Source organism: Seohaeicola nanhaiensis (assembly GCF_042654245.1).
GTDB lineage: Bacteria > Pseudomonadota > Alphaproteobacteria > Rhodobacterales > Rhodobacteraceae > Seohaeicola_A > Seohaeicola_A nanhaiensis.
Window position 1 is genome coordinate 1 of sequence record NZ_JBHSGI010000022.1, and the last position, 11,701, is coordinate 11,701.

9 protein-coding genes are annotated in these 11,701 nt (G+C 63.8%); 8 read left to right on the forward strand and 1 reads right to left on the reverse strand.

Features of this window, described 5'->3' with window-relative positions; translation table 11 throughout:
- Positions 1 to 494 precede the first annotated feature (494 nt).
- Positions 495 to 1,136 carry an RNA polymerase sigma factor gene (locus ACFO5X_RS14150; RefSeq protein WP_149789481.1) on the reverse strand — a complete coding sequence of 214 codons (642 nt, stop codon included), beginning with the start codon at positions 1,134 to 1,136 and terminating at the stop codon, positions 495 to 497.
- Positions 1,137 to 1,507: 371 nt separating this feature from the next.
- On the opposite strand from ACFO5X_RS14150, the gene ACFO5X_RS14155 reads away from it, so the two are divergent.
- From ACFO5X_RS14155 to ACFO5X_RS14190, 8 genes are read left to right on the forward strand one after another with little or no spacing between them, the layout of a single operon-like run.
- A complete protein-coding gene (locus tag ACFO5X_RS14155) occupies positions 1,508 to 1,870 on the forward strand; it encodes an NADH-quinone oxidoreductase subunit A (protein WP_380718137.1) in 363 nt (120 codons plus the stop codon).
- Positions 1,867 to 4,344, forward strand: a complete 2,478-nt coding sequence (locus tag ACFO5X_RS14160) for a heavy metal-binding domain-containing protein (RefSeq protein ID WP_223228154.1) — start codon at positions 1,867 to 1,869, stop codon at positions 4,342 to 4,344. The genes ACFO5X_RS14155 and ACFO5X_RS14160 overlap by 4 nt, the downstream gene beginning before the upstream one ends.
- On the forward strand, positions 4,341 to 5,240 hold the full coding sequence (locus tag ACFO5X_RS14165) for a complex I subunit 1/NuoH family protein (RefSeq protein ID WP_088665111.1): 900 nt from the start codon (positions 4,341 to 4,343) through the stop codon (positions 5,238 to 5,240). The genes ACFO5X_RS14160 and ACFO5X_RS14165 overlap by 4 nt, the downstream gene beginning before the upstream one ends.
- A complete protein-coding gene (locus ACFO5X_RS14170; RefSeq protein ID WP_017469393.1) occupies positions 5,237 to 5,755 on the forward strand; it encodes an NADH-quinone oxidoreductase subunit J family protein in 519 nt (172 codons plus the stop codon). Before ACFO5X_RS14165 ends, ACFO5X_RS14170 begins: the two co-directional genes overlap by 4 nt.
- On the forward strand, positions 5,752 to 6,063 hold the full coding sequence (gene nuoK / locus ACFO5X_RS14175; protein WP_088665110.1) for an NADH-quinone oxidoreductase subunit NuoK: 312 nt from the start codon (positions 5,752 to 5,754) through the stop codon (positions 6,061 to 6,063). The genes ACFO5X_RS14170 and nuoK overlap by 4 nt, the downstream gene beginning before the upstream one ends.
- On the forward strand, positions 6,060 to 7,958 hold the full coding sequence (locus ACFO5X_RS14180) for an NADH-quinone oxidoreductase subunit 5 family protein (protein WP_088665109.1): 1,899 nt from the start codon (positions 6,060 to 6,062) through the stop codon (positions 7,956 to 7,958). Before nuoK ends, ACFO5X_RS14180 begins: the two co-directional genes overlap by 4 nt.
- 11 nt (positions 7,959 to 7,969) lie before the next feature.
- A complete protein-coding gene (locus ACFO5X_RS14185; protein WP_088665108.1) occupies positions 7,970 to 9,430 on the forward strand; it encodes a complex I subunit 4 family protein in 1,461 nt (486 codons plus the stop codon).
- Between the two features lie 5 nt (positions 9,431 to 9,435).
- On the forward strand, positions 9,436 to 10,797 hold the full coding sequence (locus ACFO5X_RS14190) for an NADH-quinone oxidoreductase subunit N (protein ID WP_380718139.1): 1,362 nt from the start codon (positions 9,436 to 9,438) through the stop codon (positions 10,795 to 10,797).
- The last annotated feature ends 904 nt before the right edge of the window (positions 10,798 to 11,701 follow it).

Consider the following 11,701-nt stretch of genomic DNA (forward strand, 5'->3'; position numbering starts at 1 on the left):
GTCATGCATGCTTCCTTTCGAAGAAGCATGGACCGGATCACTCATACACAGAAGATCTGACACTCTCCGCCGGCTCTGTCCTTTCGTTACACACATTGGGGTGCGGTCCGTGAGCCGACCACTCAATGGGTCCTCTTTCCCCTCCCTTCCCCGCGTGTTTGATCTGCGTCCGACGCCGGTACTGTGAGGACTGACGCTACCAAAGCACTGGCCATCTGGCGGCGGAACAGAAAAAGAACTGTTTTGGCGTCACCTGTGCTGAGCCCGACCGCGTCTGCCGCAGACCGAAGGCTTCGCCCTTCGACATCGACTTTCAGAAACAACTCGCCCGACAACCTTCAAACATCGGCTTGAACAGTGCTTCGACACTCGCAGAACACATCCGATATCAAGTCTGCGACTGCCTGCGCATCTGCCGGTTCCGTGGGCATACGATCCTCCCGAGCGGCTTCTGCATGAAGACGCCGTTTGAAGCGCAGCATTACAAAATCGCCTCAAGACGCGGTGTGTTGGTCCTCGCAATCGGTCTCTTCAACCGGATGCTCGCAGCCGTCCGGCGGACAGGAACAATCGTCAAAGCCATGACGGCAACAAGGGCCGCAGTGGGCCATCAACGCGTCACCAAAAGCAGCGCGGGCGCGGTGGAGACGCACATTCAATGTCCCGGACTTGAGCCCGAGGTCAGCTGCCACAATGCCGCGATCCTCGTCGTCGATGTCAATTCGGCGGATCAGGTCTGCATCACCCGGGCGCAGTTCGGTGACTAACCCTTTGACGCAGTTGCAGATCACGTCCATATCTTCGACCGGGTCATCCGTGACAACGGCAGACTGAGCCTCCAGTGCAACAGCCTCCTTTAGACGCCTGGACCGTCCCGACTTGCGATAGTGATCATTTAGCGCTGACCGCAACACCGCGTAAAGCCAGGCATCCATGCGGTCCGCCTCGCGCAGCTGATCCTTACGTGCCAGAACGCGGATGCAAAATTCCTGCAGCACGTCCTCAGCATCGGCTCGGTTTCCCAGCCGTTTGACTAGGAAGCCCAAAAACGCGTTTCTGTTCACCGACAGAGTTGCTTCAAGGCCGGGCTGACCGGCGCCGCTGCCCTTTGCGATATGGTTTTTAGTTTCCGACATGGTTGCACGCCGCCCTTGCATAGAAAGTCCGATCCAACCCGGCAGGCGCAGTCATCAAACATGTCGCCATGGGCAGATACCATGAACCTATCCATTCCAAGGCGAAATTCCAATATCAATGATTTTGAAGTCGGCAATCCATCGCGCCATTGAAATTTATCTGAATGGTTGCGGAAGACAATAGCACAATGTTTTTCACAGTCTCGACGTCTCGCGTAACATCTTCAGCTTCGAGAAGAAATTTCTTGTAATCGTTTTTCTTTTTGGGCGTCTTCGACTAAACGTGGTCAAAAACGGACGGCGCGCACCTGATTGGGGCGCAGCACCCGAACGGGAAAAACCGGCCAAGCACGACAGGAGCCAGGGCGGACATGAGTGAACTGACGCAATACGCCATTCTGCTCAGCATGACGCTTGGCACGGTCGGGCTGGTCCTGAGCCTCTATGCCCTCGCCCGTGCGATCGGGCGGGCGCGGGCGGAACCGGCCAAGGATGTGCCCGCAACCGCCGGCACTTTGGCGCGCGATCCGGTCTGGGTCCGATACCACGCCAAGTATTACGGCTATGCGCTCCTGTTTCTGGCCTTCGATATGGAGATGGCCTTCATGTACCCCTGGGCGGTCGTTTACCGCGAAGAGGGGCTGGTCGCCCTGCTCGACATGGGCGTTTTTCTCGCGATCCTGTTTCTCGGCCTGCTCTATGGATGGAGCCAGGGCGCGCTGAGGCGGCAATGATGGATTTGTCCGGGGCACGTCAGGGTCTGTTGCGCGGTTTCCGCGGGTTGGTCGCCGGGGCCATGGCGCGGGATTTGCGCGCGTTCGTGGTGCCTGGAGAGGACGTCGCGAATGCGCTTGGTCTCGATCTGGACGCCGCAGGGCTGATCCGCGCGGTGACGCCGCGCCACGCGAACGTCTTGCTGATCGCGGGGCCCTTGCCCACTGCGCTGGCTGATGCGGCCAGCGTCGTCTGGGCCCAGATGCCGCGACCCCGGTGCATTCTCGCGCTTGGTGAGGCCGATCTTGGCCCTCTGCCCACTGCCGACGTGACGGCGGAGATGTCGCAGGCGGGCCTGATCTCCGGACTGGAGGATCTGCGCAAACTGCTCTGCAATGGGGCTTTTGCACCAGACATCGCGGAATTTGATGCGCCTGCCCTGTCGGAGCGGATCGAATACACCTGCCCCATGCATCCGGAAGTCATTTCGGACGAACCCGGCAAATGCCCGAAATGCGGGATGTTCCTTGTGGAACGCCGCGTTTCCGGCGCGGCGTCGCACGGCCATGAGGGCCATGAGGGCCATGAGGGCCATGAGGGCCATGAGGGCCATGAGGGCCATGAGGGCCATGAGGGCCATGAGGGCCATGAGGGCCATGAGGGCCATGAGGGCCATGAGGGCCATGAGGGCCATGAAAAATCGTCCGCGGTTTCCACGCAAGCAGAAAAGGCCCATCATCAGTCGGATGCTGTGACAAGCGCCGAGACGTCCGCCTCCTATGTTTGCCCGATGCACCCGGAAGTGACCTCGGACACGCCCGGTTCCTGTCCAAAATGCGGCATGGACCTCGTCCCGCAGGCCGAGGCCGGAGAGCACGTGCACCACGGCCATCACGCCGAACCGGCCACGGAGCCGACAGGCCCCTATACCTGCCCCATGCACCCGGAGGTCACCTCTGACACGCCCGGCTCCTGCCCGAAATGCGGCATGGACCTCGTCCCGCAGGCCGAGGCCGGGGAACACGCGCATCACGAACATGGCCATCACGCCGAACCGGCCGCAGAGCCGAAAGGCCCCTACATCTGCCCGATGCACCCGGAGGTGACTTCCGACACACCCGGGTCCTGCCCTAAGTGCGGCATGGACCTCGTCCCGCAGGCCGAGGCCGGGAAACATGCGGACCACGGCCACGGCCATCACGCCGAACCGGCCACGGAGCCGACAGGCCCCTACACCTGCCCCATGCACCCGGATGTCGCCTCCGACACACCGGGTTCCTGCCCCAAGTGTGGCATGGACCTCGTCCAGCAGGCCGAGGCCGGAAAGCATGCGCATGGTGGACATGGCGGTCACAAGCACCACAAGGACATGCCAGCGCAAGAGGGCCAAGGAGAGCACGCCGCGCATGGCGCCCACGAACAGCAGGATGCGCATGGCGCGCATCATGGCCACACAGGCCACGGCGCGGCGCCAGACATCCCGGGGATCGAACCGCATTTCATGTCAATGGTCGAACTCACCGAAGGCAAACCGGTCAGCCCCGACGGATTGGTCATGGAATGGATAGACGCGCCCTTTGGCCCCTTCTTCCCGGGTCTTCCGGGCGGTCTGCACCTGGACCTGACCCTCGATGGAGACAGCGTCGCGGGCACCGCGGTCAGAGGGATGAAGATGGCGGCGCTGCCATCAGGCGTTGCTCTCGAAGACTTCGCTGATCATCTTGCGGACGCGGTGCCCTTGTCGCCGGTGGCAATGCGCGAACTGGCTTGCCGTGCTGCCGAGAAGGCTACCGGACAAACTGCACCCAAGGACACTCTGGCCGCCCGCGCCGCAGCAGTGGAACGCGAACGGATTGCAAGCCATCTCAACTGGCTGGCCGGGTTGGCTCGACAAGCGGGCCTTGCACCGCTGGGGCGCCGGGCGGCGGCCATGGAACACCGCGTCCGGACGGCTAAAGCGGATGAGGTGGCAGAGCAAGCAACTTCTATAACGAGCCTTCTGTACGGTGCACTCAACCGATCACTTATGGGACCAAAACTGACCGGGATCGGGACGCTTCAGGGAGCATCGGAAGGTCCTGTGGCACGTGCGGCGGACCATGCGTCCGATGCCAGACACGGCGACGGGGTCTACGACGAATTAGGTTTCGAACCGATCACGCAGGATGAAGGCGACGCCATGGCGCGGCTCCGCCAGCGCTGCGCAGAAATCGGGCAAAGCCTTGACCTGATATCGGCGGCGGGCGCGACCGCGATGCCAGAGATGCCGCGTGCAACAGGCGACGGCCACGGCACGGCAACGTTGGAAACACCGCGCGGACCCGCAACGCTGCACCTGACATTAAAGGGCGGTACAGTCGCCTCGGCCCATCTGAAGACGCCGTTCTCCGACCTCGCCGCGCATGTGCCCGACCTGATAAAGCAGATGGAACTTGCCGACGCACTGACCGCAATCGCCTCGCTCGATCTCGATCCCTGGAGCGCGACCCAATGAGCATCGCGGTGATTATCCTCGCTCTCGCGATCGGCTGCTACGCCGTGGCCGTTCTGGAAGGCTGGGCCGTCCATGGACGCCTCAGCCTCACACGGCCGGCGACCTCGGCGCTAGCGCTGCTGGGCCGCGAACAGATCCTGCCGCGCACATCTGACAGGCTGTTTTTCGAGGCTGGCCCGGTCCTCTTGCTGGTCGCGGGCCTGTTGTCAGTCGCCGTTATCCCACTGGCACCGGGGCTGATCATCACCGATCTGGCCATCGGCGCGTTGTTTCTGAACGCCGCGCTGGCTTACGTGCTGGTTGCGCTTATCATGGCCGGCTGGGGGCCGAACGGGGCCTACGGGATGATCGGCGGCTGGCGCTTTCTGGGCCAGTTCGTCGCCTATGCCATGCTGATCGTGATGCCCATAACGGCAGTTGCGATGCGGGCCGAGTCGCTCTCCACCACGCAGATCGTCCTGTCGCAGGCGGCCTTGTGGAACGTCGCCTATCAGCCCATCGGCTTCGTCCTGTTCGTCATCGCGGCGATGGGTGTCGCCTGGCTGCCGCCCATCGACCTGCCCACCGGCGGCGGCGATCTGGCGGGTGGAGTCGAGGCCGAATACACCGGCGCGCGGCTGGCCGTCCTGCGACTGGCGCGGCTTGTGATCATCGTCGCACTGGCCAGCGCGACCGTTACCTTCTACCTCGGCGGCTGGCTTGGACCGTGGCTGCCGGGCTGGGCCTGGACTGCGCTCAAGACACTTGGTGTAGCGGCCGCGATGCTGATGCTCGGGCCGCGCCTGCCGCGCCTGCGCGAGGCGAAGTATCTGGAACTGAGCTGGAAGCTCGGCATCACCCTGGCGCTGGCCAATATCTTCCTTGTGGGCGTCATCGCCCTCGTGGTGCCGATATGAGCCTTGCCACCGCTCTGTTTCTCGCCTTTTTCGGCACCGCCGCGATCTGGTTCGGGGTGGTCGTCTTTCGCACACATTCGATGGTGCGTTCGGCCATTGCGCTCCTGTTCAGTCAGACCGCCATCGGGGCGATGTTCCTTGTCATGCAGGCCGAATTTCTGGGCGTGCTCCAGATCATGATGATGGCCACGGAGATGAGCGTCATGGCGATTTTCATGGTCATGTTCATGATGGACCCCGGCGGCATGGGCAAGATGGACATGACGCACCAGAAACGCCTGTCGCTCTGGGCGGGCGGGATTGGCTTGGTCGCCGCACTGGTGGTGATCTGGACCGCCGGCTGGCAAGGCCCCGTGCCCGACGTGCCCGGGGCCGATGAACAGGCGCGCTTGCTGGGCCGCGAACTGCTGGGCCGCTCCATGTTCATTTTTGAAAGCGCGGCGCTGATGATCCTGACCGCGATGATCGCGGCGACCATGGTCGCGATCGCCCCGCAAGAAAAGGATAGCCAATGATCCCGGAACTCATGATCGCGCTCAGCGTCGGTGCGGCGCTTTTCGGCGTTGGCCTCTATGGTGCGCTCAGCCAGACCAACCTTGTGATGATCATCATGGGGGTCGAGTTGATCCTTGCCGCGGCACTGCTCAATCTCGTGGCGTTCTGGCGCTATCTGCACCCCGATGTGACAGCGGCGAAGATGTTCGTGCTGATCGTCATGGCGGTGATGGCGGTCGAGATGGCCGTGGGTTTCGGCATCGCCATCGCCCGGTTCCGCTCGCGCGGGTCGGTCGAGATGGAAGAAGCGCGGGAGCTCAGGGGGTGATCTGGCTTTCGCTGACGATCCTCGCGCCTTTGGGCGCGGGCCTGACGACACTTGCGCTCCGGCGCATGCCCGAGGCGATTGCGCTGACCGGTGCGGCCTTGGGCCTTGCCGGGGCGATTGCTCTGTTGGCCGGGGTGGCGGGCGGTGCGGATGTCACGGCCACCCTGCCCTTCCTGCCGGACCTGCCGATCCGGCTGGTGGCCAACCCGCTGACGGCAACGCTGGCGCTGGTCGTCGCGACCGTCGCGGCGATGGTCCTGACCTATGCGGCGGGTTACATGTCCCATGACCCCGAGCGCCCCCGCTTTTTCGGCACCATGCTGATGTTCGTGGCCGCGATGCAGCTTCTGGTGCTGTCGGGGGACTGGATCACCCTGCTGGCCGCGTGGGAGATGATTGGTTTTGCCTCCTACCTTCTGATCGGCTTCTGGCATAGGCGAAAGGGCGTGCCCGGAGCGGCCATGCGGGCATTCCTCTATACCCGGACGGCCGATCTGGGCCTCTACCTCGCGGCCTTCCTGCTGATCGGTATCGCCGGAACCTCCGAGATTTCGGCCACGCTTTCCACCACCGGCACCCCGGCGCTGATCGCAGGGCTGCTGCTCTTGTTTGCGGCGATGGGGAAGTCGGCGCAGGTGCCGATGCAGGACTGGCTGATGCGGGCGATGGCGGGGCCAACGCCGGTGTCTGCCCTGCTCCACTCGGCCACGCTGGTGGCGGCGGGGGCGATCCTGCTGATCCGGACCGCGCCGATGCTGCCCGGCGGCGCGCTTCTGGCCATCGGGATTGTCGGCGGGGCGACGGCGGTGATTGCCGGGCTGATGGCACTGGCCGCAACAGACCTCAAGCGTCTGCTCGCCGCCTCGACCGCCAGCCAGTACGGGCTGATGCTGATCGCGGTGGGGGCCGGCGCGCCCGTTGCCGCGCTTTTGCATCTGATCGCGCATGCCGCGATCAAATCGGCACTCTTTCTCGGCGCAGGCGTCTTTCAGCACGACCGCGAGAGCACCGATCTGGACACGCTTGCCGGCGCGGGCCGCGCCCGGCCCGGCATTTTTGCGGGCTTTGCACTGGCCGCGCTGGCGCTGGCCGGGCTGCCACCGCTCGCCGCCTTCTATTCCAAGGACGCAATCCTCGCCGCGGCTCTCGATAGCCCCTCTGCCGCGTGGTTTCTGCCGCTGGCCCTTGCTGGGTCGGTGCTGACCGGGGCTTATATGGGCCGGGCATTGAAGGTGCTGTGGTCCGGCACGCCGGAGAAGCCCCGCGATAAGGTGCCGCTCATGGCCGTCGGCATGGGCGTTCTCGTGATACTCGCCGCGACTCTGGGCTTCGCTTTCAAACCGCTGGAGGCGATGCTGGGCGCGCATCTGGCCGAGCCCGGCTGGATCGTCCCGGCCATGGGGCTGGCGGTGGGTCTGGCCGGGCTGGCGCTTGGCTGGCTGCTGGCCCCCGCCCGCCTTCTGGGTCCGCTGCTTGCGCCAGCACGAAACGGCTTCCCGCTCGCAGGTGGCATGGACGCCCTCGTGGTCCGCCCGACGCTGGCCCTGGCACGGCTCTGCGACCGCCTGGATGCCTGGATCATCCGCCGTGTCGTGCTGGGCGGCATCGTCGCAGGTACACAAGCATTGTCACGCCGGATCGAACGCGCCGAAGACAGTCTTCTGGCGCTGCTCAACGCGGTGGGCAGGCTCAACCTGTCCCTCGGGCTGGCCAGCCTGCGTTTTGACCGCGACACCATCGATCGTGCGATCTTTGGCCTTGTCGATCGCACAATCGCCCTCGGCACCCGCGCCCGCCGTCTGCAAAGCGGCCTTATCCACCGCGAAATGGCGCTGACCGTCGCCGGAATCGCTCTCGTCACCGGCGTACTCCTCGCCGCCCCGTTCTACTTCTGAGGATCGCGCCCATGCCGCTTCTGACCATTGCCACCTTCCTGCCCATCCTTGCCGGTCTCGCGCTCATGGCGCTGCCCGACCGGTCCACGCGAACGGCACATGCGGTGTCCATCGCCGCCACGGGGGCCGTGTTCCTGATCACACTGGCAATCTGGGCGCGCGGCATCGTGGCCGGAGACTTCGCCCAGGTCGAGGAAATCGCCTGGATCCCCGCCATCGGCGCGGCCTACCGGCTGGGCGTGGACGGATTGAGCCTGCCTCTGGTGCTGCTGACCTCGCTTCTGTTTTTCCTGTCGGCGTTGTATTCGGCGCGGATCGGGGAGCGGGCGGCCTCCTATGTGGTGCTCATGCTGATGCTGGAAACCGCCTCGCTCGGCACGTTCATGGCGCTTGACGGCCTGCTCTTCTACGTCTTCTTCGAGGTCTCGCTGGTCGGCATGTACTTCATGATCGCAGGCTGGGGCTATGAAGAGCGTCAGCGGGCCGCACTCATGTTCTTTCTCTACACGCTTCTGGGCTCGCTGCCGCTCCTGCTGGCGATCATCGGGCTTTACCTCGGATCGGGCACCTTCGACATGCGTGTCTGGGTCGAGGGCACCGCACTGGGCGGGCTTCCTGCCATGCTGGCGCTGATCGCGATGCTCGTGACCTTCGCGGTCAAGATCCCGGCCTTCCCGGTCCACACCTGGCTTCCGGCGGCGCATGTGCAGGCGCCCACGGCGGGCAGCGTGATCCTGGCCGGCGTGATGCTGAAATTCGGTACCTACGGGCTTGTGCGCTTTGCCTACCAGATGACGCCCGAGGCCTTCGCACAGGCCGGACAGGTGATCCTCGCCTTCGGGGTGGTCAGCGCGCTATACGGGGCCTTCGCGGCACTGGCGCAGAGCGACCTGAAAAAGATGATCGCCTACACGTCCGTTAACCATATGGGGTACGTGGTGATGGGCGTCGCCATTGCTGCACTGGCGACAGAGCCGCGCATCCGGACCATCGCATTGGATGGCGCAACCCTGCAAATGGTCAGCCACGGTCTGGTCACGGGCGCGCTCTTTTTCCTTGTGGGGATGTTGCAGGACCGGGCCCATACCCGCGGAATCGGCGATTTCGGCGGGCTGCTGGGCCGTGTGCCGTGGCTTGGCTGGGCCTTCATCCTGTCGGCTTTCGCCTCTCTCGGGCTGCCGGGGCTCGCACACTTCCCGGCCGAATTCCAGATCTTCCTTGCCACGCTGAACGGCATGCCCTGGGGGTTGATCGCGATCCTGGCCATCGTGATCACCGCAGCACTCTACCTGCGCGCCATCGCCGGCGTCTTCCTGGGCGAGATGAACGACAAATGGGCCGACATGCCGGATCTGGATAGGCGTGAAAAGCTAGTGATCCTGCCGCTTCTCGTCCTGACCGTTCTGATCGGTGTCGCGCCCGGCTGGCTGATTGACATGATCCACACCACTATGATGGGCCTCGGCAACTGATGGAGATGGGCCGCGATCTTGCCCTTCTGGCGCCGGAGCTGACGCTGGCCGCCGCGGCGATGCTGATGATCGTTGCGGAGATGTTTCGCGCGGCGCGGCTGGTGCTGGCCATCGGGCTGGCCGGGCTTGCGGCGGCGACGATCCTGACGCTGCCGATGCTGAGCGTCGACGCCACCGTCTTCGGCGGCACCTACCGGATCGACCTGATTTCGGGCTGGGCCAAGCTGATCCTGCTGCCCGGCACCGCACTGTCCCTGCTGCTGGTCCGGGCCGAGATTGCTGGCCGCCGGCGCGAGGGCAGCGTTCAATCCCTCGTCGTGCTGGTGACCCTCGGCGCGCTGATGCTGTCGGGGGCGGGCGACATGATGGTGGTGGTGATCGGTGTCGTGCTCACCGGTCTGGGCTCTTTTGCGCTTGTGGCCTGGCCGCGCGACGATGCGGCCACCGAAGCGGCGATGAAATACCTCGTCTTCGGGGCGGTCACCGGATCGGTGATGATCTACGGGCTGACCTTCTGGTTAGGGGGCTCCGGTTCGACGCTGTTTTCGAAACTTGGCCAGTTGCAGGGCCAGACACTTGTGATCATCACCGGGCTGATCGCCATCATCGTCGGTCTGGGTTACAAGGGAGCTCTGGTGCCGTTCCATTTCTGGGCACCGGACGCCTATCAGGGGGCGCCCGTCTCGATCGCGGCCTACCTGTCCGTCATCACCAAGGCGGCCGCCTTTTTCGCCTTCGCACAGGTCCTGCGCGACCTGCCCCGTGACGGTGGCTGGCCTCTGGCACTGGCGGTGATCGCGGCGGCGACAATGACCTATGGCTATCTCGCCGCACTGGTGCAGACCTACCTTGTGCGCCTCATCGCTTATTCCTCGGTGGCACAGTCGGGATATTTCCTGATGGGCGTCGTGGCCCTTGGGGCCAGCGGCTTTGCCGTTCCGGGCATTCTGGTCTTTGCCGCCGCCTACGTGGCGATGAACCTCGGCGCCTTTGCGGTTGTCCTGCTGGCCGGGCGCAATCTGGGCGATCTTGAAGGCTTTGGTCGCACCCATCCGTGGCTCGGCGCGGCGATGGTGGTGTTCCTGCTGTCACTGACCGGCATCCCGCCGCTTTTCGGTTTCGTGGGCAAGTTCTACCTGCTCTCGGCAGCGGTCGAGGCCGGGTATCTGTGGCTTGCGATCATCGGCATCCTGAACTCGGTGCTGGCGCTCGGGGTTTATCTGCGGCTGGTGGTGCCGATGTATCGAACTTCTTCGACAGAGCACCCATCAGAGGTGGGCGCTGTTCTGGCCCAAGGAACAGTCGTAGTCACCGTGCTTGTCACGCTTCTTACGGGGCTCGCGGCCGGGATCCTGCCCGGGCCGTAGACCAGACATCGGCATGGATTTGAAGGTGACCGGGCCAGCCCGCCGGTTTGAGACGCGTTCAAGCGAAGAGCATCGGACATTCGCGCGCGCACTTTTTGCGCGCGATGATGTAGATGAGGTGCTGGGTCCCGAGACCGGCAAGCAGGCAAAAAAATCTACGCATAAAACACGAACAGGGTATCGACCACTGCCACAATCGTCAGCGCGCATCATCGCTTGTGTCGCGTTGCCCTTTAATCTGAGACGCGACGCGTTTGGCGACAATTTTTGCCCTTAATTGTGAGATACGGCTGTCATGGGGCCCCTGTTTCTCGCGCACCTTTGCGCGATGTGATCAACCGCGGCAAGCAATCGAGGCTCCTTCTCGAAGGCGCGCAAGAGAGCAACCCTTGCATAGTCGTCGATGCTTTTGCTGACGATGGCTGCCTTAGCCAAGGGATGAGATCGAGCGGCGGCGATTGCGGCGAGGCAGAACAGCCTAACTTCCGATCTGGGGTTCTGGACAGCGAACGACGGATCCCCGCGGAAGGTTTTGAGTGACATGGCAAAGGTGACTGCGCGCATTGCGCGCCGAAGTTGCTTGGGGCCGCGCGAGCGCGCGACGCACTCAAGCATCTCTGCCCCGCGGCGCGCTCGGTATATCAGTTTTCCAGATATTTGTTCCTCACGGAGTTTGCCAAGGGTCTGCACAAGTCTCGTCCCGCAAACTTGGCAGTCAAATGCCCAGGCCCGCCTCCAATGCCTGAGCGAAAGACCCTCTCTGGCGCATTGCATGCAATGCTGGAATGGCATCTGAGCCGTCAGCGAGGCTTCTCGTAGCGTCATTGCCGGAAAGGTGTAACGGCCCGATTGAGGCCGCCTGCCTGACGAAGGCAGCGCGAGCTAAGACACGTGCATAAAGACG

Excerpts from the sequence above, each read along its gene's own strand:
- ACFO5X_RS14150 (WP_149789481.1), bottom strand. The coding sequence starts at position 1,136 with ATGTCGGAAACTAAAAACCATATCGCAAAGGGCAGCGGCGCCGGTCAG.
- ACFO5X_RS14155 (WP_380718137.1), top strand. The coding sequence starts at position 1,508 with ATGAGTGAACTGACGCAATACGCCATTCTGCTCAGCATGACGCTTGGC.
- ACFO5X_RS14160 (WP_223228154.1), top strand. The coding sequence starts at position 1,867 with ATGATGGATTTGTCCGGGGCACGTCAGGGTCTGTTGCGCGGTTTCCGC.
- ACFO5X_RS14165 (WP_088665111.1), top strand. The coding sequence starts at position 4,341 with ATGAGCATCGCGGTGATTATCCTCGCTCTCGCGATCGGCTGCTACGCC.
- ACFO5X_RS14170 (WP_017469393.1), top strand. The coding sequence starts at position 5,237 with ATGAGCCTTGCCACCGCTCTGTTTCTCGCCTTTTTCGGCACCGCCGCG.
- nuoK (WP_088665110.1), top strand. The coding sequence starts at position 5,752 with ATGATCCCGGAACTCATGATCGCGCTCAGCGTCGGTGCGGCGCTTTTC.
- ACFO5X_RS14185 (WP_088665108.1), top strand. The coding sequence starts at position 7,970 with ATGCCGCTTCTGACCATTGCCACCTTCCTGCCCATCCTTGCCGGTCTC.
- ACFO5X_RS14190 (WP_380718139.1), top strand. The coding sequence starts at position 9,436 with ATGGGCCGCGATCTTGCCCTTCTGGCGCCGGAGCTGACGCTGGCCGCC.